This window comes from Paenibacillus sp. HJGM_3 (assembly GCF_045062745.1).
Taxonomy (GTDB): domain Bacteria; phylum Bacillota; class Bacilli; order Paenibacillales; family NBRC-103111; genus Paenibacillus_AA.
Genome location: NZ_JBJGED010000034.1, coordinates 19,520 through 44,847, shown reverse-complemented (window position 1 = coordinate 44,847; position 25,328 = coordinate 19,520). Strand labels below are relative to the sequence as shown.

Genomic DNA, 25,328 nt, shown 5'->3' with positions numbered 1-25,328 from the left:
GGGAGGTGAGTTAGTTTGATGGACGTGATGCAAAAGCAATATGAACTCGTTAGAAGCTCGAGGGGAGTTGTATTTCAATATTGTGAAAAAATGAGTTCATTCGATTTTGTCCAAGAAGTCGAAGCTTTTGGAAGAGGGAGTATTCGGAATACGCTCGTTCATATTGCAAACGTTTATGAATCATGGATCGGAAGGTTTTCGCTGAAGTCGTCTGACCCTTACACCCAACCTGATGAAATCTCAAGATATGCATCAGATGTTCCAACTCTTCCAAAGAATGGATTCGATAGTCGATATCTTTTTGCGGGAATATGGGGAAAGATTGGATCACCGAATTATTGGCACTCTTTCTTGGCGTTCAGAAGAGTTTGACCTGACAGCATTGGAACTGATGAGTCATGTGATAACACATGAATTTCACCATAAGGGGCAGATCATGACCATGGGGAGAATCCTTGGATACACTCCCCCTGACACGGATATTATACGTTTCCCTGATGAATAATTCCGAGCAGTCGCCCGGGGTTAGAAACGACGGCGTCTAATGAGGCGGCGCAGCGTTATGCCGGGCCCGGATATTAAACCTTGAGATTCAGGAGGTCTGGCGCATGAGTCAAGATAAGTTAATCCGAAAATTCGACAAACAGGCGAGCATATACGAAGCGAGAAGAAGACAGCGAACGGAAAGAGAATGGCGGGAAAAACTGATCCGTAACGCAAAAGGGCGAGTCCTTGAAGTTGCGGTCGGTGCAGGTGCCAATTTTCATTATTATCCCAAAGGCGTTGACTTGACGGCGGTCGATTTCAGTCCGGAGATGCTGAACAAGGCCAAGACGGCAGCCGCCGAGTATGGCATTCGTGCTGAATTTATTCTCTCCGATATTGAGTCGCTATCCTTTCCCGACGAGTCATTCGACACCGTTGTTTCCACATTATCCCTATGCGGATACGAAGACCCTAGCATCGTGCTCGAAGCCTTTCAAAGATGGTGCAAGCGCGATGGTCAGATCCTTCTGATGGAGCACGGAATCAGTTCCAATCCTCTGATCGGCGGTATCCAGACGCTAGTGAATCCCCTGTTTAAAAAGGTGATTGGCTGTCATTTCAATCGCGATATGGTTAAGATCCTTCAACAGTCCAAATTAAAGATTGAGAAAATCGAACACTATATGTTGGGTGCCGTTCACTTGGTTTGGGCTACGCCTGATAAGCATAATTGAAGCGCCGTAGAGGTGCTTTTTTCATTGATAGATAAGAATTGATATCCTAACGGTGGGCACCTACCTAAAGTGATGGGAATCCGAAGACCCGCCAGGATCCCCGAACGGCATTAGGGTGAAGCCCGTACTCACATTGCGCTAACTTTAGAGGGAAAACCTCCCTCTCATTGGGCCGATTTTACGACTTCCGGCGGCATCAAGGGGAAAACCTCCCTCTCTTTCCGAGCGAAAGCCCCGATTAGACCGATTCCGATTGAAAAAGAGGGAGAAATTCCTCTTCATGGAGCCGATCCGGCGGCCCAGCCATCGAAAAGGGGGAGAAATTCCCTCTCGTGATGAGAACGCAACGCAAAAGCAAAATTTTGGGCAGCGGTCGGAATCCCTCTGCCTGCCCACCTCACGCGCCAACTATACGCCAAGGCCCGTTTTTCTTCGAAATCCAGTCACTTCAGAAGGGTACGGAATTCCGGATATCCTCTCCAATCACAGTTCGCTGTTCCTTGAATTGTTTCAATGCGGCCACAATCAGGAAGCTGACGATGACGAGCAAAAGCCAGGAGCTGATCTTACCGACATCGACGAGACGCCAGGTGTCGGATTGATTCGGGTATTCCCACGCGCTATAGAAGGTCGCGATATTCTCCGCAATCCAAATAAAAAAGCCGATCAGCGTGAAAGAAAGGGCAAGCGGCATCCGGTACCGATAACCGCCGATCTCAAAGGTAACCCAGGTTCGCCAGAATACAAGCAGCACCAAAGCCGACAACCACCAACGAATGTCGATCCAATAATGGTGCGTGAAGAAATTCAAGTAGATGGAAGCCGCAAGCGGGGTTACCAGCCAGAACGAAGGCCAATGAACAAGGTCGACCTTCAGGCGCCGCCAGGCTTGGCACAAGTAGCTGGCCACGCTGGCATACATAAATCCGCTGTAGAGGGGGACTCCGCCCACTTTCGTCCAGCCTTCCTCCGGGTACGACCAGGACCCCTTGTGGACCTTGAACAGTTCCAGAGCCAAGCCGATCAGGTGAAAGACGGTGATCACTTTCAGCTCGTCGCGGGTTTCCAGTCCGGAACGCAGCATCCAGATTTGCATGGCTAGGCAAATGAGTAGCAGCCAGTCGTAACGGGGCAACCAAGGCAGGGGAATGTGTTGGGTCAGGGCCAGTGAGGCAAAGATGACCACGGGAAATACGCAGGACAGCGCTTGCTGCCAGCCGAAGCGAACCAGCTGCAGCAGGGGATGCCGTAAACGGCTTTGCATAAGTTTCTCCCTTTCTAGATGAATAATGGCGAGCTTCTGTATTACATTGTATAACAGCTAAAATATATTGTAAAACGATAAATTTTATGTTAAATTCAATGTGGCCAACGTATTCATCCATTTAAGGAGGATCTTGATGAGCAGCGAACCTATCATCAGCTTGCGTCATGTGACCAAACGGGTCGGCCGGACCACTATAATTGACGACCTTACGTTTGACGTGCCGCCCGGCGAGATTTTCGGCTTCCTCGGCCCGAACGGGGCGGGCAAAACAACCACGATCCGCATGATCGTCGGACTGATGTCGCTCACCAAGGGGCAAATCCTGATCAAGGGAAAAGATATCAAAACCGAATTCGAGCAAGCGATCCGGCACGTGGGCGCCATCGTGGAAAATCCGGAAATGTACAAGTATTTGAGCGGATACCAAAACCTCGTTCATTACGCCCGCATGGTGCCGGGAGTAACCAAGGAACGCATCGACGAAGTGGTTTCACGGGTCAGGTTGGATAACCGCATCCACGACAAAGTGAAAAAGTACTCCCTCGGCATGCGCCAGCGTCTGGGTGTCGCCCAAGCGCTGCTGCACCGGCCGTCCCTGCTGATTCTTGACGAGCCGACGAACGGTCTGGACCCTGCGGGAATTCGCGAGCTGCGCGATTATTTGCGGCATTTGACCCGTACGGAGAAAATCACCGTTGTCGTCTCCAGCCATCTGTTGTCCGAGATGGAGCTCATGTGTGATCGGGTCGCTATCCTCCAGCGGGGCAAGCTGGTCGATGTGAAGCCGATTCACCAGTTTACCCAGGCGAGCGACCGGACTCATACTTATCTGATCGAAGCGCAGCCGCCGGAGCAGGCGCTGGAAGCCCTGAGGCAGATGGATAGAGTCCAGGGGGTTAAGCTCGCCCAGGAAGGACTCGTCGAGGTCACGACCGAGCGGGATTGCATCCCGGAGCTTCTGGCCGGGCTGATGCAGAACGATGTTCGCATTTTTGGCGTGCAGCAGGTTCGTCTGTCTCTAGAGGATCGATTCCTGGAAATAACGGGGGGTGGGCAGATTGGTTAATCTGGTGCTCAATGAAAACATGAAAATCTACCGGCGGGCGAGAACGTGGATCTTGATCGGACTCATGGCCGCTTTAGTCCTTTTGGTCAACATAATGCAATGGCATTCCGATGGAAAAAAGGCGCAAGGGGAAGGCTGGCGGACCCAATTGCTGCAGGAAAAAGAGCACCGGATCGAACTTCTGAAGAAGCCCGATCTGGAAGAAGGGAACCGAACGTACAACCTGCAGCGGATTGCCGTCATCGACTATCACTTGGAGCATAATATACACACGACGGAAGGCACATTATGGGATGGCGTGAACGGTTCAGCCAATCTGGTTCTGATCATTACTGTCTTCACGATCATCATTGCGGGAGACAGTCTGGCGGGGGAATTCGCGTCCGGCACGATCAAGCTACTGCTCATCCGGCCGGCCAGCCGTTTCAAGATCCTTGTATCCAAGTATATCTCCATGCTGTTGTTCGGCATACTGCTGTTGCTCACGCTATTCCTCGTATCGTTCGCGGTGAACGGGATCTTGTACCGCTTTGGATTCATGGATCTGCCTTTAATCAGCGTCACTGCGGAAGGAATCGTCGTCGAAAAAAATATGGTGCTCAATCTGTGGAAAACGTATATGCTGAACGGGATTTCCACCGTTATGTATGTCACCATGGCGTTTATGATCTCATCCGCTTTCCGCAGCAGCACGATGGCCATCGGGATTTCCATTGGAACCTATTTTGCGGGCAATATTTTACTGGAGGCGCTGCATCGGTTCGATTGGAGCAAATTCCTGTTGTTCGCCAACACCGATCTTACCCAATACTTATCCGGGCATCCCTACCAAGAGGGAATGACGTTATCGTTCTCCATCGGGATGCTGGCGGTTTATTTCCTCGTGTTCAACCTGATTTCCTGGCTCATGTTTACACGAAGAGACGTAGCGGCTTAACATCGGATCTCAATCGAAAAATCGCAAAAAGTTTACAAGTTGGCCACTTCCCTATGAACTCTAGCATGTATAACTAGAGGAGGATCATAGAAAGTCCAGGGAGGCCAACATGAACACACCCCGCAAACGCAACCGATTCTTCCGACTAGTTCGCTTTGCTGCTTTTCTCCTCTTCCTCGCCCTACTAGCCGGCAAGCTAGTCAGCTGGGCCTCCGGAGACACGGGTTTATCTCCTTATCTCATGGCCAATCCGGACGAACGCCCTTCCCGAGCCACTTCCTCCAATGCCAATCCGAATCAAAAGATCAGAATCGTGATCGATCCGGGCCATGGCGGCAAAGATCCCGGCGCGGTTGGCAAAGATGGTAAAATGGAGAAGGACTACACCTTATCGCTGGGTTTGAAAGCAGCCGATCTGCTGCGCCAAGATTCACGGTTCGAAATCAAAATGACCCGGACGGACGACACCTTCGTCGAGCTGGAGGACCGGGCGCAGCTGGCCAATGAATGGCAGGCTGACGCTTTGATCTCCATCCACGGGAACACATACAAAGACCCGGCGGTGGGCGGGACGGAAACGTATTACCGCTATGAGAACGGATTGCCTTTGGCCGAGTCGCTGCATCGGCAGGTGGTGCAGCAGATGGGGTTCCGGGACCGCGAGGTCAGGGAGGATCGCTTGAAGGTGCTGACGCTTAGCGAGATGCCGGCCGCCTTGGTGGAAATCGGCTATTTGACGAATCCCGGGGAGGAAGCGGAAATGCTGGGTGCGGCCGGACAAGCCCGGGCGGCACAAGCCATTGCCGATGGCGTGAGAGACTATTTCAACAAACAGCCTTGAGCCTGCATATGAATTGGCATTTCCAACAAATGCTAACCGCAGCGGAAGGAAAGTCCGGTAGTCCAGTTAGCGAAAAAGCGGGAGGGCGAATGGAGAGGCACAAAATTGGAATTATCGAAGACGAGAGAGCCATCGCGGATCTCCTCGAATACGGATTGAAGCGGGAAGGCTTCTTGACCCGGAAGGCCTATAACGGCGCCGAAGGCTGGAGTATGGTCGAGTCGTTCCGGCCGGACCTGCTCCTCTTGGACTGGATGCTGCCGGATACGAGCGGGCTGGAAATCTGCAAGAAGGTGACCGCCGCGTACAACATCCCCATTGTCATGATTACGGCCAAATCCGATATTACCGATAAAATCCTGGGTCTTGAATTCGGAGCGGACGATTATATAACGAAGCCCTTCGATCTGCGCGAGGTCGTGGCGCGGATCCGCACGATTCTGCGGCGAATCGCGCAAGCGAACCGAACCGGAGCCGGAGCGGAGTCCCAAGACCCGGTCATCCGGATCAAGGACATTGTGATTTCCATGAACGAACGGCTCGTTCGCCGGAAGGAAGAGTGGGTCGATCTGACTCCGAAGGAATACGATCTGCTGCTGATGCTGGTTCAGAACCGGGGGGTCATTTTCAGCCGAAGCGAGCTGCTGGACCGCGTGTGGGGTTACGACTATGCCGGAGATACGCGAACGGTGGATACGCACATTCAGCGGCTGCGCAAGAAGCTGGGGCTGGGCGACCTGATCACCACCGTATTCAGCATCGGCTATAAATTCGAGAAGCAAGTGGACGTGTAGCATGCTGCGAACGATAAGAGCCAAGCTGCTCATCGGGTTTTTCCTGATCTTCCTCGTCTTCTTCCTGATCCTGAATCAAATGGTGGCCCGGAATATCGAATCCGGCAATCATAAGATCATCACCGACAACCTGATCGGCTTGAAAATCAACAGCACCGCTTACGTGCGTCAATCGTTTTTGATCCACCATTTCGCGAATGACGAGCTGTATTTCGGCCAAATCGCCGAAGAGATGGCCCAAGACTTGCAGCATGACACGTCGACCCGAATCGGCATGTACTCGCTGGCCGGGGAATTGTTGTATACGGACGACCCGACACTTTTCACGGCCGAGGGCGACGACCTGAAGCAGGCGTTACAAGGCAAAACCGCCTATACGATCACGGAAGCGGAGGGTACGGCTTCCGTGCTCTTCGCCTTCCCTGTCGCGGTTGAGGGCACCAAGGTTGGGATCATCCGGTTTGCCAAAGACTTCACGGTGCTCTATGAACAAAGTAATCAAATCCGGCGCACGATCTTCACGATCGCCATGGTCGTGTTCGCGGCCGCCTTCCTGTTCACCTATCTATTGTCGAGACACATCACCGTCCCCCTGGTCAAGCTGTCCAGAGCCTCCACGGAGGTCATGAACGGCAAGCTGGACACTCGCCTCTCCTTGGGACGCCAAGACGAGATCGGCCAGCTGTCCGCCAATCTGAACCGGATGATGGAGCGTATCCGGGATCAAATCGCCAGAATAGAGCAGGACCGGGATCAGCTCGAGGAGTTGAATCAAGTACGCAAACGGTTTTTCGACAATGTGACCCATGAGCTGAAGACGCCGCTCACCACCATCATGGGGTACGCCACCCTGATTCACGAGAACGAAGCCCGGGACCCCGAGCTGTTCGACAAAGGCATGACCCACATCAAGGAGGAGAGCCGGCGGTTGTACGACATGGTCCTGGAGCTGCTGGCCATGTCAAAGGAGACGTACGGGACGGAGACGCGGAGCTCGGTGGATGTCGGGGGCGTGCTGCGGGATGTCTGCGAGACGATGACGATCAAGGCTCAGCGGTATAAGAAAACGATTCGTTGCGAAGCCGAAGAAGGCTTATTCGTCTTGGGGCAGCCCGACAAGCTGCGCCGGCTGTTCATCAATCTGCTCGACAACGCCATCAAATACGGGTTTGCACACACGGATATCGAGGTGATCGCCCGGCTCGACCCCGGTAAGGTCCGGCTCGTCTTCTCCAATCGAGGGCCTGCGATCAGTCCCGAACAGCTGAGCCGTATCGTCGAGCCGTTCTATCGGGCGGATCCCCGGGTTCATGAAGCGGACAGCGCGGGACTCGGGCTTAGCATCAGTCAGGCGATTGTCGAGGAGCATCAGGGGAGCTTGCGGATCACCAGCGAGGGAGAGTTTATCCGCGTCTATATAGACCTTCCTTATGGGACAGCAGAAAAGGAGGGGAATGAATGATACGACGTCAGGCGAAGCTGGTTTCGCTCTTATTGGCCGTAACTCTGTCGCTTGCGGGCTGTATGGGCTTGGGTGGGGCGAGGTCGGAAACGATCGTCATCCCGGATACCGAGGAGCAATCGCAGGCCGGCGGTGACAATGCGCCGTTCGACGTCAAGACGATCTATCGCGTCATGAGCCAGGGGACAGTGGCAGGGGTTCCCCTGGGATGGCTCGACCAGGACGCTCTGCTCAGCCTAATGGGCGATTCATCCGGCGCTTCCAGTCTCGAGCGGGTCGATTATCCGTACGAGTCCCATCTGAAGTGGCGAGTGGCCGAGACCAAACCCGATTACATGTCCCTGTCGCCGAACGGACATTCCCTTGTACTGCTCGTCCCTCAGGCGGATGGCAGCTTCGCCTTGAAGCTCGTCTCGACGGCGAATCAGGAAGAGACAGCCCTCGGTCAGATCGGCATGTATCAGATCCGCTCTGTGAAGATGGGCTGGTCGAACAACGGCCGCTATTTCATCTACCTCAGCCGCAATGCCGTGCCCGGCGGAGATGAGATCCACGTTTACGATACAGCGACGAAATCGGCGAAACAATACACGGCTCCGGACTGGAAGCCGACGGATACGATCGCCTCCATCCATCTGTCGGACGACGCTGAGAGCGTGGCGGTGGTCAAGATATCGAACAGGACGTCGTATGTCCAATTCGGCGGCTGGAGCGGCTCAGAGTTGTCCACGAGCTATGAGCATTTCGCGGCCCGGGACAGTCGAGTGGAATGGATCCATGACGACCAGATTGCGTTCCTGGGACCGGAAGGGACCTTATACGCCTACGACCGGCGGAATGCCGCCCTGTCGATCCTGCTGGAGCAAACCGGCATGTTCCGCCTGTCGCCGGACCGCAAGTCGGTCGTCTATACGCAGGACAAGGATACGCTCTATGTGGCCTCCCTGTACGGCAACAACGTGCTGAACAAAACGCAAATTTTCCGCGGGCTCGTTCCGACGCTCATGGAGTGGAGTCCGGACGGCGGGAAGCTGCTGCTGGGCGGCTGGAAGCTCTATGAGCAGGAGAACCCGCGTCCGAGTCAACCCGCCCCGATCGGCATGCAGAACATGGTGATTGAATTCAAATAACGAAAGGGCCACTAGCGATTCCCAAAAATGCAATTTAGAAATGCAGACCGTCCAAAAAACGCTCTGCGTGCCGTACGGAAACCAGCTGTGCTTCGGTCGTCACACCGTAGCCGAAGCCGTGCTTGACCCCGGGAAGCACAACGAGCTTAGCGCGGCCGCCGGCTTCCCGCACTTTTTGGCAGTAAGCTTCAGAAGCTGCTAGAGGCGTCGTCGTGTCTTCGTCGCCGTTGATGACAAGCATGGGGATGTTGGCCGGCTGCGGCCAATCCACGGGCGATGCGGATCTATACAGCTCGCGGGCGTCAGCGAACGAGCTCCCGATCAGCTGGGCGTAAGATTGCTTTTCTCTCTTCAAATCCGTCACCGGGCAGTAGGCAATAACCGCACAGGGAAGCGTGTTCTTCTCCGTCAAGCCCGGCACGCTTCCCATCGAATCTCCGGGCTGAATAAGAGCCAGCAGCAGCGCCAAATGACCGCCGGCCGACGAGCCGAAGGCGGCGATCCGCTCCGGTTCGAACAAATACCGATCCGCATTCCACTTCAGAAAAGACATGCCGAGGCGGGCATCCTCGATCTGAGCCGGAAATTTGTATGGGCCGGATAGACGGTAACTCAAGGAGGCGCATGTGTAACCCAAGCCGCAAAAATGGGAGGCCAGGGAGTGAAACTGCTCTTTGCTGCCCGCGGACCAACCGCCGCCATGAATAAACAGAATGCACATCTTGGACGGATTACGTTCGGGCACGAACAGATCGATGTAGCGCATACCGTCGTCCGTGCCCGTGTATGGAATATTGAAATACGTGTTCATTTCATGCCTCCTGAATCGGAATGAAGCCCGCATGCCGTGCCGACAGGCACGGAAGCGGGCTTAGGGTCGTTACCGGCTGCCGCGCAAGGATTCGGAAAGCGCGCGAGCATCCGCTTCGAGAACGCTGCGGGCGGCATCCGTAGTTCGTTCGGAGAGCGCCGGATTGTTCAGGTGCTTAAGGAAATCCTCCAAATGCTTCGACGCTTGAGCGGGGATTTCTATCGCGATGAAATGCTCCGCCTGCTTCAGCGAATTCGTCAGTTGGGAGGAGATCGCAATGCCGATCTGGCCGTCTTGAACATATCGTTCCAGCTCGGCCTGAACCGTTTCCATCGTCACGGTTACCGTCACGGTTACCCGATTGGTCACGTACGTCACACCGTCAAAGACGAACGAGGCCCATACTTCGGCCGTCCCTGGATCGGCGGCCTTCAGCTTGCCGTCTTCGACACGAACCACATTCGAGTTGCTGCTGAAATATTGCGGATTTCTGCGCTCGATTTTGTCGACTGATCGGCCTTGCTCGAGCAGCAAGCTGACGGAAGGCTGTACGGGTTGCCCGCGGCTCAGCGACGTCGATTCCATTTTCAGCACGGCGCCGACCGGATCAAGAACCAGCTCCGGTATCGAGAGGCGGAGCAAGCTCGTGTCCTCCGTCAAATAGAAGTTTCCGAAATTGTCCTGTGCCAACCAGTTGCGGATTCCGACATCGCGAATGACCGTCATTTTCTTCGTTTCGGCATGGATGACGAAAAACCTGTTCGATTGCACCCCGTAGACGTTTCCGTCCGTGCCAATCTCGAATTGCGCATCCCGCCATACAGCCCCGGTGTATGTCCGCTGCACGATCGTCTGCGTATGGATTACCTTGCGGGTGTTCGGGTCGAAAATGAACAGAACGCCTTCCGCCGCTCCCCATATGTTCCCGTCGGGGCCGACGATCAATTCGGTAATCGCTCTTTTGCCGGGAACGGGCGCGATTTCGAACACCTTCTGCTTATTAGCCATGTCCCAGATGAACAGCTTCGCCTCTTTTGCGGTCGGATCCACGCCCAGTCCGCCCCATACATTCGAGCCGCCGTAAACAAGTCCGTCCTTATACGTGACGGCCGTCACGCTTTGTTGGTCGATGACGTTATGGTAAACTTCGCGCTCGCGCGTGGCAAAGTCATAAATGACAAGGGCTCCGCCCAAAAGGCCATACTTCGGAACCGTTCCGAGCACGAGCTTGCCTTCCTCCTCGAGAACGATGCCCCGCCCGCGGTCCTGCTCGCCGACGTCACTGACCGAGAACAGCAATCTCGGGTTCGGATCCGTTTGGTTATTGCGGTCCCACGGCCCATATTGGTCGAACTCGAATACTTTCATATTCGGGTAAGTGATGTAATACATGCTGTCCTTGAAGCTCAGAATCTTATCCGTTTGAGGAAGCCTTTGGCCGAGCCCCCTCGTCTCGTTCGTATATTCCTCCCGTTTGCCGGTCAGCGGGTCGTAAATGGCGTTGCCGCCCGACAGGTAGCCGCTCGTATGCACACGGCCGTCGTTCCCAACCTCCACCGTCTGCAGCTCCCCGGGTTCGCCTTCAATGTCGAGAATCGTGTATTTGGTTGTGCCGAGCTGCAAATTGTGCTTGAAGATCCGGCCTTCTCTGGTGATTCCGACCAGCGTGTAGCCGGGGAGCGCCGGATCGGCCAGCTGCGCGAAATGGAAGGCGTATGCTTCGCCGTCCGTATAGGCGTCAAGCGTCGTGTATTGCCTGGTGGCGGGGTCGTAGAATCCTACCTGGTTGTCGGACGTAAAGTACACTTTGCCGTCGACAGGCGAAGCCTGAGAGACAAGTCGAGAGGTTATGATGCCTTTGGTTTCGTCGAACTGGCCCGTTTTCAAATCGTAGCCGATCGTACCGCCCGGAGAGAAACGCATAAACAGCTTGTCGCCGGCGATTTCCATATCAAATATAAAATTCGATTCGGCAAATTGCGCGGGCACCGCAATTTCGGTTTTGACTCCGGTGTCCCGATCGAGCTTCACAAGCCGAGCGTTCGCGCCGATTCCGAAATAAGCGTCGTTGCGTGCGGCGTCGTACGCGACGGAGTAGGCGTAATATTCGTCGTCCAGAATGCGGCCCAGGCTTTTGTATTCGCCCGTGGCGGTGTTGTATTCGAACGCTTCGCTCCGGTTGTAGGTGCCCCCGATCAATATTCCGTCCGGTCCGGCCTTCATGTCGAACACCTGAGATCCGGCGACTCTGCGGATGTACTCCATCTTTTCGGTGCCCGGCACATATTTGAACATATGGCTAGGAGTTCCGGCCAAATAGACGGTGCCATCGGGCTCAACGACCAGCCCCCTAACGTAGGTGGACGAATATTCGGTGCCGTTTACGTTCGCGCTGACCGGAATTTGGGCGAGCAGCGTGTCCGTTTCCACGTCGATCACCAGAAGCTTGGCTACCGCGCCGTCCAAAGTGGAATAAGCGACCAGCCGGCCGGAGGCGTCGGTGCCGAACGCCGCGCGGTGCGTATTAACGGTATGAATCGTAGACCCTAAATTCGTCAAATCGTATGGAATGATTTCTCCCTGCTCTTCAGGCTTCAGGCTGAAATGCAAATCATCAAAGTAAGCCGCTCCCGTCGAGGCGGATGCCGTATACAGCAAAATTCGGGCGTAAGCCGCTTCGGCCGGCGCCTGCGCCTCCAAGCCGAAATCCGTCCATGTTAAGGAAGAAGGAAGGGCAATAAAATTCGCCTTCGGGATGAAGCCTGAAATGACATTGTCCGTCTCTTTCTTGTAATAGCGGAGGCCGGCGTAAATGGTGCCTCGCGCCTCCTTCGCTTTGCCGGCCAGCTGATACGTTCGGCCGGGCGTTACCTCAATCGGATCGCTGTACAGAACGATCGCGGCATTCGCGGCGTCGTCGGCCACATGCAGGCTGCTGTTGCCGCTGCTGCTCGTATCGTTTGTCACCTCTACGGCAATGCCGGGCTTAATCGCGGACGTTCCGCCGTTGATGTTCCAGCCTGGAATAGCGCCTTCTTCCTCGGACGGCGTTTCAAAGCCGGGGTTTGCCAGCAAATTCGGCATCGTTTCGTCGGCGTAGGCGCCGGAAGCGGGGAATACCAATGCCGCAATTAGGCTAAAGACGAAAAACAGACGGACTGCAAATGCTGCTTTCGCATGTTTGTCATTTATCTTCAAGGTAACGACCTCCTTGACGAGAGTGTTTGCATCTGAACCGGACGCTTTGTTATTTTCCGCTCTTGGCTAAGTCCATCGTTCTCTGGAGCCGGTCATTCGCTTCGCGCAGGGCCGTGTTGATATCGGTCCCGTTCAAGTAGGCGTCCAAAGCGGCCAAGGCTTCCTTATCGGCCGCACTTTGCTGGTTCGATTTCAACGTGGCGGGCGCGTACTTTTGCGGGAGGAACGATTTCGTATTGCGGCTCTCCAGCCAAGGTTTTCCTTTGCCGTAACTGCTGTTGATCGCCGGATCCTTCAACGCGGAGTAGCCTTGGTTTTCCGCGAGCTTCCATTTTTGAAATTCGGGAGATACGAGGTATTCGATAACCTCATACGCCGCCTCCTTATCTTTGCTGAGGCTCGTCAAATAGGCGTAATCCGTACGCGCCTGAGGGCCTACGCCCGGCTTCTCGGGAAGGAACGGCAGCTGCACGACATCCCAATTCATAGCGGAATCCTCGGCCGGAGCGCCGCTAAGGGAGGCGTACATCGCCGCGGTCTTGGTCTTGCCATAGGCGTCCGTCTGCGAGGCAAGGGTATATTTGTTGTTCGGGGGCTCATTCCCCGGGATCTTGTAGAAACGCGCCAGGTTCTCGAACGCCTTTTTGAAGTTCTCGTCCGTCATCAGCGCCTTGCCCGCCTTGTCATCCGTAAACGCCGCGGAATGCTGGTTCAAATACATCATGTGCTGGAACGACATGACGAGCCCTTTGTATTGAACGCCTCCTTCGTTGCGAGTCATCGTCCGGGCAAGCTCGTACAGCTGGTCCCAAGTCATGCCCTCTTTTGGGTAGGCAACGCCGAATTTGTCAAAAAGGTCCCGGTTGTACATCAAGCTGGCGGAGTTGATCCCTATCGGAAGTCCCCAAATGCCGCCGTTCGCCATCGCTCGCTGAAGCTCGATCGTGGTAGGTTCGAACTGAGTCAGATCGGTTTGATTCTGCTTGACGAGCGCGGTAATATCGTACTGGAGGTTATATGGAGTAAGAAAGATCGGCGTAAAAGCGTCGGAGGTAATGATGATGTCGACTACTTCCCCCGCGGCGAGCAACTCGGGAATACCGTTGCCGCTGCTTTGCATCACGTACTTGATCGTATAATTCGGGAATTTCTCCCGAACCTTGTCCCCGTATCTCTTGTCAAAGGTTTCCACGGCGACATTGTTCGTCGTCAAATAAAACGTAATCTCCGCCTTACGGTCCGTTACGCTCGGCTTATTCGCCGCAGACGGCGCACTCGTTCCCTCCGAGGACTTCGGTGTCCCGCCGCCGCTGCACGCGGCGGTAAACAGTAGAACAGCCGCTGCCGATAAGGCCAGCCAATTTTTCTTCATGCATAAAACCTCCCCATAGCTACATTTTATTTATTTGATCCGCATACCCTTGTTGCTCGAGACAAACGGTTCAAATCCATCAATGTCTTCAAAAAAAAAACGGTCGACGTAATCTAAGGAGTATTATGTAACCGATTTCATACTTGCGCGCTAATTGTTATCTAATTCATTTATAACGTATAATTCATCGATGATTTTGTCAATAATAAATTCATATTTAATTCACATTAATAAGATTCTATAACGCTATCTTCAGGTGACGAGGCTAGACGGAATCGAGCCACCAACCCGATTGTTAAAATATTAGCATCGGGCCAACCTGTTTCCGGACAGGTTTTATGATATAATCCAGATACGAATTACACCGCAAGCAGGATGGGGAGAATCAAACGATGACGCCAAAAAACAAGCCGAGCCGGAAAACGTTCCAGCGCCGTCTGGACGAGATGGTTGAATTGCTGAGAAAAGATATATTATCGGGCAAGATTCCTGCGGATAAGTTTTTGCCGTCGGAGGCCGAACTGGGGAAGCTTTATCAACTTAGCAACAATTCCGTGCGGAAAGGGCTCGAGGAGCTCGTACGCGACGGCTTGATCGAGAAAATTCCCAAAGTGGGCAACCGTGTTCTTCCCGTCGAGCCGGAATCCAAAACGGTTGTCCGGTTTGGCTATCATACTACGATCAATACGGAAACCGACATTGAATATTTGATTGGCGAGTTTCATAAGCGCTATCCGCACATCCAAGTACAGACGCTTAGTATACCGACCAACCACTTCTACACCTTCGCCAAAGAATATATGGATGCTCATCTATTGGATATCGTTACGATTAACGACTACAATTTCCAGTTACTTGAAGAGAATGAAGCCGTCGATATGCTGGAGCCGGTCCGGTATGATCCGGATCATTATCCATTCTTGGCCAAGCCTTTTACCTGCCAGGGCGAGCAGTTCGTGCAGCCGTTCATTTACGCGCCGCTGGTGCTCTGCTACAATCGGGACCACTTCGCGCAGAACGGACTGCAGGAGCCGGACAGCGGCTGGACATGGTCCGATCTGTTCCGCGCCGCAGAGAAGCTGGCCATTGAGAACGAAAGGTACGGCTTCCATTTTTCCATGCTGGCGCGGAACAGATGGCCGGTTTTTATGATCCAGAGCGGGATGTCCTTTGAGCCGGATCAATCGGGAAACTATAACCTTTACGGCACCAAGCTGATGGACAGCTTGGACATTTGCAAGGAGCTTTTAACGATGAAGGGCGTCTTTCCGACGGTGCTCTCGAAGAGCGAGGAGGATGCCGAGGAGTTATTCGCCCAGGGCAAGGTTTCGATCATCATGACGACGTATGCGGGCCTGAACGATTTGCGAAATGCGGACATCTCCTTTGACATTGCACCGTTGCCCACCAATTACGACTATAAGACGCTGATGATCATTATAGGGCTTACCGTTAACCGGAAATCAAAGGTAAAGGAGGCGGCGAGTCTGCTGTGTGAGTTCCTCACCTCCTATGAGGCGCAACTGATGATCCGTAAACGCACCCTTAGCATCCCGGCGAATAAAAGTGCGGCCGAGTGGACCGGGGAGGAAGCGCCGATGAACCGCCCGTCGCGATTCCGGATGTTCCGCGAAATCATTCCTACCTTCAGGTTGTCTTCCGACTTAAAGCTGAAGACCAAAGAGTTGAGTATCGTTTTGCGAGAAGCCCAGCTTTACTGGTCGGAGCTTCACGATAAAAAGACGATGTGCCGGAATATCGAGAACAAGCTGAGAGAATCGAGGCAGGAGCCTGTGAGTCAGTAATTGAATGGCTAAACGACGGAACCGGAATGCTGAACAATGACCTTGTCGTGCGGAGTGAAAGCCGTGCGAGCGAGGTCTTTTTTGTTGATATAAATTAAATATCAATTTGTATTGACAGATAAACGGAAAAGTCATACATTTTATATGAATTAGATACATGTTAGAAAGACGGTAAAGGAGGAAATTGGGCTTGAAGGCTGTTGTTAGTCAGCTTGGCAAAGTATCGCTAATGGAGCACCCGATTCCGGAGCTGAAGAAAAACCACGTGCTCGTGAAAACCTGTTATTCGACCGTAAGCCCGGGAACGGAATTGACCTCCATCAAGTCCATGCGGGAGCACCCGACACCGATCGGGTACAGCGCTTCCGGTATTGCGATCGATATCGGAGAAGGAGTTTCCGGGATCGAGAAGGATCAGCCGGTTGCCTGTTACGGCGGACCGTTCGTCCGGCATTCGGAATATATCCTCGTACCCAAACAGCTTGTGGCGCCCGTACCCTCTTCTGTAAATTTATCCGACGCGTCCACTGTCGGCATTGGAGTAATCGCTATGCATGCGCTCAGGCTGTCCGGGCTTCAATTCGGTGAAAGCGCTGTAGTAATCGGCCTCGGAATAATCGGGCAGCTGCTATGCAGAATCGCCGCATCTGCCGGTATTCATGTCATAGCCGTCGACCTGCTCCCCAATCGCAGGGCGGCCTTAAGCGCCACGCCTTACGTGAACATTTGCGCCGGCACGGAGGAGGTTCCGGAGTTGCTGCGAACGATCACCCGGGGGATAGGGGCGGATGCCGTATTCCATTGCATCGGCGGGAAGCAGAAGGAGCTGCTTGACAACAGCTTTAAGTGGCTGAGGGATCGGGGGAAAATGATCATTGTAGGCGATCTGCAGATGGAGTTTACCCGTTCGGCGATGTTCCATAAGGAAGCGCAGCTGATCGTATCCCGTGCCGGCGGCCCCGGCCGGTACGATGAGGTCTATGAGAAGGATGGAATCGATTACCCGTCCGGTTATGTGAGGTGGACGGAGGGGCGCAACATGCAGGCTTATCTACGTATGCTGGAGCTGGGGCAGGTCCGGCTGGAGCCTGAGCTGCTCCGGCACTTCCCCTTGGAAGAGGCGGACCGATTGTACGAACGCTATCTGGAGACACCGGACAGTTTGATCGGAGCCGTTATCCAATATCAGTAATTCATCGACTTTCGGCAGGCAGACTCAATCATCCGGAATGATGGAGGTTAATGACGATGAAAGTAAAACGATGGTCCATTGCGGTAAAAGTGATGCTGGCACTATGTTTGCTATCCCCCGTTTGGGCTGGAGGCTCATCTGGCAGGATCGTGCAGGCGGCGGGGCCGAACCTGCTGCTCAATCCCAGCTTTGAGATGGAGGGAGACAGCGATCGGCCTATCCCGGGCTGGAATCTCCGGACGAAAGCGGCGGGCATCACGATGGAAGTAACCGATGCTCTTAGCGCAGAGGGAAATAACAGTTTGATCGTCGGGGATCAATCCACTTCGACCGCAGTCGTCGCTTACAGCGACCCGGTGGAAATTAACGGCGGCGATTCGCTGCTGCTCCGGTTTAAAGCCATTCAAACGACAGGGACGGTTTATGTAGGGATCCGCACTTATACAAGCGCCGCTGACAATGTGGTCAACGCCTCGCTTACGAACAAATTCGTTCAGCTAACGCCTGCATCGGCATGGACGGAGTTTATGGTTGAAGCGGATGCGGCGGAAACGGCCACCGTCGCCAGAGTTCTGGTGTATAGCCAAAATAGCGGGAAAGGATCTGCGATTGTGGACGATATGCATTTAAGTCTGGTTGAGGATTCAAACATTCCTTACGAATTAACGAACCTGGGACAGTTCGTACACAACGTGGATATCTCGCGGGCGGTGTTTCATCGCGAGCCGTCCGGCCGAACGCTCGCATACGCGACCTTATCGGGAATCCCGGCGAAGCTGCTCGTCATCGATGTGGAGTCGGAAACGGTACTCAAGCAAATCACGGTAGAGGACACGATAGGCAGCACCTATTATAAAGGCGAGCATCTGCGCGGTCTTGCGGTTCAGCCTGATGGAACGGTGTACATAGCCGGAACTCCGACCAATCTGTTCAAGTATATTCCGGGCGAAGACAAGGTTCATTTCGTTAAAAAGCTGCCAGGCTCCGCCATGTTCGACCTAAAAAACGGACCGGAGGGCATTCTGATCGGCGGAACTTATAACCGCAACGAAACCTTCGAATACAACACAGTTACCGGAGAGCTGATCAATATGGGCCGTGCGACTCCGGAGGAGTTCTATGCCTACTCGGTTGCTTACGACGAGCTGCGAAACGATTATTATTTCGGCATCGGCTCCCATGCTCATGTCATCCGTTACGACCGGGACACCGGGGAAAAGTCCGAAATTGCGATTCCCGAAAAATTCGCGTCCGCCCAGTTCGTCTGGGATATGAAGGTCGTCCAGGATAAGATGTTCATGAGACTTTCTCCAGGAGCGACGCTGGCGCTGGATCTCAAGACCGGCGTGTTTGAGGAGACGGACGCTCAGATCACATCCAGACTCATTTCGCCCAAGTCCCCCGATGAGAACAGGGTATACTTTACGGCCGCATCGGAGCTCGGCTATTACGATTTCGATTCGAAGGAGTATCAAATGCTGGGAATCGATACGCTGGCGGACGCTAACGGCTTCACCTTTGCACAGCTGTCCGATCCGGAGTTTCCAGGCTATTCCCTAGTAGGAGTTATGGAAGGCCGGTTATTCAAATACAACCCCTCTACCGGAAAAGTGAAAAATGGATTCCTGCCGATCGCCGGGGAACCTAGCGGCTTGCATACCGTTTCAAAAGGACTTGACGGAGTTATGCATACGAGCGCTTTCCTGGTAGGCGGCGTGGCGATGTACGACCCCGTAACCAGCATCAAGCAAGAATATTCCAAAACGACCGTCGGGAAAGAACAGACCGTACCGGGTACGCAAGCCGATAAAATTTATAGCTACAAGGATAAAATCTATTATGTGACTTATACCGGTATGCGCGTCTACGAATATGATCAGTCGCTGCCTTGGGATATGCAGAGTCCGACGGCGCCGAATCCGAGATTTTTGTTCACCGCGTCCGATGTGGGTCTTCAGGACCGTGGGCTTGCGGGAACGATCATGCCGAATGAGGGCAAGCTCGTCATTGGAACCGTTCCGAAGTACGGATATCTTGGCGGTGCCCTGGTGATCTACGATTTGGAGTCGCACGAGCGGGAAGTTTATCACAATGTCATTCCGAATCAAAGCGTAACGGCCGTTACGTACAAGGACGGTCTCATCTATGCCGGCTCGAACGTATGGGGCGGACTGGGCATCAACCCGACCGAAACGGAAGCGAAGCTGTTTATTTGGGACCCGGTGAAAAAAGAAAAGGTGTTTGAAATGGTTCCGGTTCCCGGCAAGAAAGGGATTACCGAGCTGATTGTCGGACCGGACGGCAACATTTGGGGCTCAGCGGAAGGCGATCTGTTTATCTTTAATCCCGAAACCAAAGCAGTGGTGCATAGACAAAATCTCATGTCCCGCTCTTATACCAGCGCGGTATGGCGGGATGCCGAGTTCCAAGTCGGAACCGACGGCAACGTTTATGGCTCCCAGGCCGGTCAGTTTTTCGTCATTGACGCCGTCACGAAGCAAAAGCAAGTGATTCGAAAATCAGGCAAAACCAATAAGCTCGGGCAGGACGATTTCGGACGGTTTTATCTGACGGAGGATACCGATTTGCTTCGGATAACGATTCCAGGCGTAGCGGTAAGCCCTATTGGCGCGAAGCTCGACTTATCGGCAACAAGCCTGACGAGAGGCGCGACGGCGAATCCGTCGATCACGGGACTATTGGAAAAGAACCGCGCCATCCAGAAGCTGGAGCGTAGAAGCCCGGAATATTTCAGCAGCGATGCTTCCATCGTTTTCTTCGAAAACGGCAGGTTGGTTGCCAAAAACCCGGGAACGGCGGAGGTCTGGGCGAGAATTGCCATTGAAGGAAGCACATTCGAAACCAATCGGATCCCCGTTTCCGTTACGGTGACGCCGGACTCGCTGCAGCAAGAGCTGCATGCATTCATTCAAGCCGGAAAGATCCAGACGGCACCGGCGAGCCAGCTCGAGAATGCGTTAAAGCAAGCGCGCTTCTTCCTGGATCAAGGGGAGAAGGAAAAAGCCGTCAAGCATCTGGTGGATTTCCACAAGCATTTGGTGAACCCGGCCATGTCCGGCCAGCTGACACAGGATGCAAGAGATCCATTGGGTATCGACGTGCAAAGCTTGTTGGGAAGCTAGCATGGAATAACTTCTATCTTAGGGGGCTGTAAAATGAAGAGATTGAATCAGATCGTCGCTCTGTCGCTGACATCCGCTTTGGTGCTTGCGGCATGCGGGAAAAGCGAGGTGCCGCCTGCAGACGCTCCGAATAACGGCAGCAGCGCGAAGCCGGCGCCCGAGACGAAAGAAAAGCTTTCGCTCAACTTTATGATTATCGCTCCGGCCAACAAGGATCTTCTTGCCGATAAGAGCCAGGATATTATCTTGAAGAAAATCCAAGAAAAGTTCAACGTCGATCTGAAGATCGATTACATTTCGAACCTAAACGATTTTCAAACAAAGCTGAACCTTCGTCTTTCTTCAGGCGACGTCCCGGATATGTTCCAGTCGGGCGGAGCCGAATCGAATAAGTACATTATCGATAAAATAACGGCCGATCTGACGAAATACGTATCGCCGCAAACGATGCCGAACTATTACAAGTATTGGATCAGCGAAACCGAAATGCAGCGATTTCAGGTTCAGAACGTTTTCATGAGAGCGCCGATTCTCTTTGACCGCGAGCAGTTTCTGTCCCACTATGTGAGAAAAGACTGGATCGATGCTTTAAATAAAAAAGACCCCAGCTTAAATCTGAAGGTTCCAACCAATTACGACGAATTCGTCGCCGTTGCGAGAGCGTTTACATTCAATGATCCGGATGGGAACGGGAAAAACGATACGTACGGCATTACGGCCGCCGCCGGCGGAGCCGCTATTCCTAAGGATTTTCCGGCATGGCTGAAGCATAACTTGAATCCCGGCTTTTACGTCGATGCCAATAATCAATTTATCGATTCGGGCAGCGATATTCGCGCATCCGCCGTATATGAGGATATCCGCAAGTTGATCGACATGAAGGTTGTGGATCCGAACTGGTATTTGCAAAAGAGCCCGCAGCACCTGGATAAGGTTCAGCAGGGGAAAGCCGGGATCTTCTACTCGACCGCGCGCGATGCTGTGTTCGAAAACGCGCCCAACAGCGTACAGAAAAAAACGAGGGACGTAACCGGAGTGGCCGCGGAGTTCGTGCCGTTCAACATAGCGCCGAACAACTTTATGAGCTATGCAGCGCTGCCGAGCACCCCGTTCATGATCAGTGCCAAATCGGATGAGAAAAAAGTGAAGCGGACGATTGAAATTCTGGATTGGCTGGCGAGCGAAGAAGGCTTTCTGTTGACCCACTATGGTGTGGAAGGGACGCACTACAAACGCGACGGCAAAAAAATCATTGTAGATGCCGCCGCCTATAAGAAGGATTTCACCGATAAAAATGGCTATAACGAAATTTACGCTGCCGTCTTCGGCAAAATCAGCCTCTCGCCGCTGGCTCTCGGGTTGGAGCTGGTGAATTCGGACGAAACCGACCGCGACCGTAAAATTTTGGAGCAGCTTCGGACTTACAAATATTCCGATCTAGGAACGAACGTGTCACCTGTTGAAGGGTATGACCTGGCGGGGTTCCGGAAGCAGCTGTACATTTACCAAGCGAAGGTGTTGCTTGAGGAGAAGGATTCCTCCAATTGGCCGAAGTACCGCGAAGAGCTGATGGGCCCAAAATATCACGGCAAAGAGTTGTTCGAGGGTTATGCGCAGCAAATCGGGGCCGCGTTGAAGAAGGACATTAAGTTTAAGTCCGCTAACTAATCGGTGCCTTTAGCCGAGAATGCAATTAGGAACTTAAGATCAGCCTGCAGAAATGCGGGCTGGTCTTTTTGTATATCCGGTGAAAGCCCGGGTCCGATGGTCCACCCGTTCGGACACATTTAGTTGACAACTTGGAGAAGGGACTGCCACATCCATAGCTTACAGTGGAATAGACGGCACCCCAATCTATTGGATAAGGATGGAGAGAAAGGATGAAACAAACGAAAATTTGGCTGGGACTCGGCTTGAGCTTGGCCATGATCGGGATGTCGGCTTGCAGCTCCAGTCCCTCGGGCGGCAATCCGCAAGGAACCGCCGGGACGGATACGGGACAGGCGGGCGAGACGCTCGCTCCCGTCCAGACGGGGACCGCTCCCGAGAGTTCGGGGAATGGCGGGAAGGCGACCATCGTGTTCTCCACCTTTTTCCCGAACGAACGACTGCAGCAGGCCAAGCGGAGCTATGAGGCGGCCCACCCGAACATCACCATCGAGTTGAAGGAAGTGAATGCGGACGATGCGCAGCTGGAAGCGGAAATGGAGAAATATATTACTTCGACGAACACCGCCATGTTGTCCGGCAAAGGCCCCGACATGCTCACCCTGGACGTCCTGCCGAGCGAAAAGTATGTGGGCCAGCACCTGCTGACCGATCTCAGCGGGCTGCTGAAGAAAGATCCCGGGTTCATCCGGGGCGATTATTTCAACAACATTCTGGAGAACAGCCAGACGAACGGCGGGTTGTACGGGATGCCGATCTCGTTCTTCCTGAACGTGCTGATCGGGAATGAAGGGGCGATCCAGCCGACGGGCGTGCAATTCGACGATAAGACGTGGACATGGGAGACGTACGCCGAGACGCTCAAGCAATTGAATCAAACAGGGCCGCTCAAAAGCGAGGCCCCCACTTCGGCTGGAATCATGCCCGCACAGGGCACAGAAGCGATGCAAGCGTTGCTGAGCGAAATGGTGAAGGAAAACTATACCCGCTTCGTGGACGAAGAAATACGGAAGGCCAACTTCGAGACGGCCGCTTTCACCGAAATGATGCAGATGGTGAAACGGATGTACGATGATGGAGTTTTCGCCGCGCAACGCGGTGGGGCCTACTTCACGCCCAGAAATATCAATTCGGCTTGGGATTATCTCGTGTCGATGAAAGAAACAGGTAAACAATCCAGGTTGTATGCCAAGCCTAGAGCAGAAGGAACGAAAGCCGGTGGCTATTTCTACCCTTACCTGAGCGTCGGAATCAACGAGAAATCACCGGTGAAACAGGAAGCCTGGGCTTTTCTCCAGTATCTGATGTCGGAGGAAGTGCAGCCTGCGCCGGAGCGGGCCGGCTTCCCGATCAACAAGAAGGTGTATCAGAAGCAAGTGCAGCAGCTCCTGAGCAGCGGCACGGTCAAAACCTATGAGCTGGGTCCTCTGCACGGAGCGTCGATCCCCGTCGATCCCGCCCAGCTGCAGCAGCTCGAAGGCTACTTGTCGGAATCCGTCCATCCGGTAGCGTTCCAGCCGACCAAGATCGAAGAGATCGTCCTGAAGGAGAGCCAAGCGTTCTTCAGCGGCCAGAAACCGGCGAGCGACGTGGCGAAGCTGATTCAGAACAAGGTTACGACGTACTTGAATGAATAAGCTGCGAAGGCCGGCTTGGCTGGGGAAGGACGGGGCGGCCGCTTGGCTCTTCTTGGCCCCCAGCGCAGCCGGGTTCCTCTTGTTCTACATCCTCCCATTCGGGATGGGGCTCTTGTATTCGTTCACCGATTCCACGATTGGCGGCCAGTTCGTAGGCTTCGACAATTACGCGGCGCTGCTCGCCAGCAGGTCGTTCCACAAGGCGGCCCTTAATACGCTGTTTTTCACCGGTGTGAGCGTCCCGCTGCTGGTGCTATTGTCTTTGAGCCTGGCGATGCTCTTGAACCGGCAGCTGATGCTGCGGAAATGGCTGCAGACGTCGTTTATCCTGCCGTTGGTCGTGCCGGTAGCCTCGATCATTATGGTTTGGCAAATCTTCTTTGATTGGAACGGCGCCGTGAACGCCTGGTGGAACAGCCATTACGGGAAACGCATCGATTGGCTGCAATCCGATGGGGCGATGGGGGTGCTAGCCGTTCTGTACATTTGGAAAAACATCGGCTACGACATGATCTTGTTCCTGGCCGGACTTCAGTCGATTCCCGTCTCGTACTATGAGACGGCGAGGATCGAGGGGGCGGGCCGGCTTCGCCAGCTATACCACATCACGCTGGTTTATTCGACCCCTACGATGGTCTTCGTCGTGCTGATCTCGATTCTGAATTCGTTCAAGGTGTTCCGCGAGACCTATCTGCTCGCCGGCGATTACCCGTATGACCGGATCTATATGCTGCAGCACTACATGAACAATATGTTCTTCACGCTGGATATCCAAAAGCTGACGGCCGCAGCCACCCTAATGGTCGTATGTATCCTGAGTCTGGTGTTCGTCCTGCTGGCCGTGGAACGCCGGTTCCAAAGCTTCATGGAATGAGAGGAGGGGACGGCGATGTTCAGACGGATTCCCGCTCTAAGCGTGACGGCCGTTCTAGCTATCGCGGCCTTGTTGACGCTCGGGCCCATTGTGCTCACCGTCACGAATTCGCTGATGACAGAGCAGGAGATCGAGCTGAATTATGATCCGGTCGGCAAAATGGCGAATGTGGCCGCCGGGGCACAACCGGCATTCGCGAATCTGAAATGGATTCCGGATTGGGTCACCTTGGATCAATATGCGGAAGTGCTGGTACGAAATCCGAAATTCCTGCGGATGTTCTGGAATTCGGCGGGACTGGTCGCACCCATCCTGCTGGGGCAAATGCTGGTCGGGTCGCTAGCGGCGTATGCTTTCGCCAAACTACGCTTTCGGGGAAGGGAGACCTGGTTTTTATGCTATTTATTGACGATGCTTATGCCTTTCCAGGTGACGTTGGTCCCGAACTATATCGTTTTGGACAAGCTGGAGCTCTTGAATACGAGAGCCGCAATCATCCTGCCGGGCATCTTCGGCGCGTTCGGCGTTTTCATGCTGCGTCAATTCATGAGCCAGATTCCGGGGGCGCTGTCGGAAGCCGCCCAGATGGACGGAGCCGGCCACCTCACGATATTCGTCCGGATCATTCTGCCGCTCGTACGGCCGGGACTCGCCGCACTCGCCGTGCTGCTGTTCGTCGATTACTGGAATATGGTCGAGCAGCCGCTAATTTTCCTGCAGGACGCCGTCCTGCAGCCGTTGTCTCTCTATCTGGCGCAGCTCGGCCAAGAAGCGCGAGGCGTCGTCTTCGCCGCCTCGGTGCTCTATATGAGTCCCATGATCTTGGTGTACCTCTACGCTCAAGCGCAGTTCATTGAAGGGGTACAGCTCTCCGGAATCAAGGGGTAGAGAGGAGGCGGGGACGCATCGAA

General features: G+C 53.9%; 19 protein-coding genes and 1 pseudogene. 16 read left to right on the top strand and 4 right to left on the bottom strand.

Annotated features, from left to right (window positions below):
* Positions 1-18: 18 nt before the first annotated feature.
* The 3 genes and pseudogenes from ACI5FR_RS28595 to ACI5FR_RS28585 form a co-directional block, all read left to right on the top strand.
* Positions 19-207 (top strand): annotated as a pseudogene (locus ACI5FR_RS28595) (DinB family protein); the annotation flags it as partial.
* A 25-nt stretch (positions 208-232) separates the two neighbouring features.
* Positions 233-505 carry a DinB family protein gene (locus ACI5FR_RS28590; protein WP_405460869.1) on the top strand — a complete coding sequence of 91 codons (273 nt, stop codon included), beginning with the start codon at positions 233-235 and terminating at the stop codon, positions 503-505.
* Between the two features lie 103 nt (positions 506-608).
* The gene (locus ACI5FR_RS28585; RefSeq protein ID WP_405460867.1) at positions 609-1,220 is read left to right on the top strand and encodes a class I SAM-dependent methyltransferase; all 612 of its coding nucleotides are present in this window, start codon (positions 609-611) and stop codon (positions 1,218-1,220) included.
* A gap of 448 nt (positions 1,221-1,668) precedes the next feature.
* On the opposite strand, the gene ACI5FR_RS28580 is transcribed toward ACI5FR_RS28585, so the two are convergent.
* Positions 1,669-2,484 carry a DUF817 domain-containing protein gene (locus tag ACI5FR_RS28580; protein ID WP_405460865.1) on the bottom strand — a complete coding sequence of 272 codons (816 nt, stop codon included), beginning with the start codon at positions 2,482-2,484 and terminating at the stop codon, positions 1,669-1,671.
* Positions 2,485-2,620: 136 nt separating this feature from the next.
* On the opposite strand from ACI5FR_RS28580, the gene ACI5FR_RS28575 reads away from it, so the two are divergent.
* The 6 genes from ACI5FR_RS28575 (at position 2,621) to ACI5FR_RS28550 (ending at position 8,717) form a co-directional block, all read left to right on the top strand.
* Positions 2,621-3,553 carry an ABC transporter ATP-binding protein gene (locus ACI5FR_RS28575; RefSeq protein WP_405460863.1) on the top strand — a complete coding sequence of 311 codons (933 nt, stop codon included), beginning with the start codon at positions 2,621-2,623 and terminating at the stop codon, positions 3,551-3,553.
* A complete protein-coding gene (locus ACI5FR_RS28570; RefSeq protein WP_405460860.1) occupies positions 3,546-4,490 on the top strand; it encodes an ABC transporter permease in 945 nt (314 codons plus the stop codon). Before ACI5FR_RS28575 ends, ACI5FR_RS28570 begins: the two co-directional genes overlap by 8 nt.
* Before the next feature lie 109 nt (positions 4,491-4,599).
* Positions 4,600-5,331 (top strand): N-acetylmuramoyl-L-alanine amidase family protein, encoded by a 732-nt coding sequence (locus ACI5FR_RS28565; protein ID WP_405460858.1) that lies wholly within the window; start codon positions 4,600-4,602, stop codon positions 5,329-5,331.
* Between the two features lie 89 nt (positions 5,332-5,420).
* A complete protein-coding gene (locus tag ACI5FR_RS28560) occupies positions 5,421-6,125 on the top strand; it encodes a response regulator transcription factor (protein ID WP_405460857.1) in 705 nt (234 codons plus the stop codon).
* 1 nt (position 6,126) lies between these two features.
* Entirely contained in the window at positions 6,127-7,587 is a 1,461-nt protein-coding gene (locus ACI5FR_RS28555) for a sensor histidine kinase (protein WP_405460855.1), read from the top strand.
* Entirely contained in the window at positions 7,584-8,717 is a 1,134-nt protein-coding gene (locus ACI5FR_RS28550) for a hypothetical protein (protein WP_405460853.1), read from the top strand. The genes ACI5FR_RS28555 and ACI5FR_RS28550 overlap by 4 nt, the downstream gene beginning before the upstream one ends.
* Before the next feature lie 34 nt (positions 8,718-8,751).
* On the opposite strand, the gene ACI5FR_RS28545 is transcribed toward ACI5FR_RS28550, so the two are convergent.
* The 3 genes from ACI5FR_RS28545 to ACI5FR_RS28535 form a co-directional block, all read right to left on the bottom strand.
* Positions 8,752-9,528, bottom strand: a complete 777-nt coding sequence (locus tag ACI5FR_RS28545) for an alpha/beta hydrolase (protein WP_405460851.1) — start codon at positions 9,526-9,528, stop codon at positions 8,752-8,754.
* Between the two features lie 69 nt (positions 9,529-9,597).
* Positions 9,598-12,726 (bottom strand): FIMAH domain-containing protein, encoded by a 3,129-nt coding sequence (locus tag ACI5FR_RS28540; protein ID WP_405460849.1) that lies wholly within the window; start codon positions 12,724-12,726, stop codon positions 9,598-9,600.
* Positions 12,727-12,775: 49 nt separating this feature from the next.
* Positions 12,776-14,098, bottom strand: a complete 1,323-nt coding sequence (locus tag ACI5FR_RS28535; RefSeq protein WP_405460847.1) for an ABC transporter substrate-binding protein — start codon at positions 14,096-14,098, stop codon at positions 12,776-12,778.
* Positions 14,099-14,490: 392 nt separating this feature from the next.
* Between ACI5FR_RS28535 and ACI5FR_RS28530 the strand changes: the two genes are divergently transcribed.
* The 7 genes from ACI5FR_RS28530 (at position 14,491) to ACI5FR_RS28500 (ending at position 25,305) form a co-directional block, all read left to right on the top strand.
* A complete protein-coding gene (locus tag ACI5FR_RS28530) occupies positions 14,491-15,903 on the top strand; it encodes an extracellular solute-binding protein (protein ID WP_405460845.1) in 1,413 nt (470 codons plus the stop codon).
* A 190-nt stretch (positions 15,904-16,093) separates the two neighbouring features.
* A complete protein-coding gene (locus tag ACI5FR_RS28525; RefSeq protein ID WP_405460844.1) occupies positions 16,094-17,095 on the top strand; it encodes a zinc-dependent alcohol dehydrogenase in 1,002 nt (333 codons plus the stop codon).
* Positions 17,096-17,151: 56 nt separating this feature from the next.
* Positions 17,152-20,238, top strand: coding sequence for an FIMAH domain-containing protein (locus ACI5FR_RS28520; protein ID WP_405460842.1), 3,087 nt, complete (start codon positions 17,152-17,154; stop codon positions 20,236-20,238).
* Positions 20,239-20,271: 33 nt separating this feature from the next.
* Positions 20,272-21,906 (top strand): type 2 periplasmic-binding domain-containing protein, encoded by a 1,635-nt coding sequence (locus tag ACI5FR_RS28515; protein ID WP_405460841.1) that lies wholly within the window; start codon positions 20,272-20,274, stop codon positions 21,904-21,906.
* A 212-nt stretch (positions 21,907-22,118) separates the two neighbouring features.
* Positions 22,119-23,543, top strand: a complete 1,425-nt coding sequence (locus ACI5FR_RS28510) for an ABC transporter substrate-binding protein (RefSeq protein ID WP_405460838.1) — start codon at positions 22,119-22,121, stop codon at positions 23,541-23,543.
* Positions 23,536-24,417, top strand: coding sequence for a carbohydrate ABC transporter permease (locus ACI5FR_RS28505; protein WP_405460836.1), 882 nt, complete (start codon positions 23,536-23,538; stop codon positions 24,415-24,417). Before ACI5FR_RS28510 ends, ACI5FR_RS28505 begins: the two co-directional genes overlap by 8 nt.
* Before the next feature lie 15 nt (positions 24,418-24,432).
* A complete protein-coding gene (locus ACI5FR_RS28500; protein WP_405460833.1) occupies positions 24,433-25,305 on the top strand; it encodes a carbohydrate ABC transporter permease in 873 nt (290 codons plus the stop codon).
* Positions 25,306-25,328 lie beyond the last annotated feature (23 nt).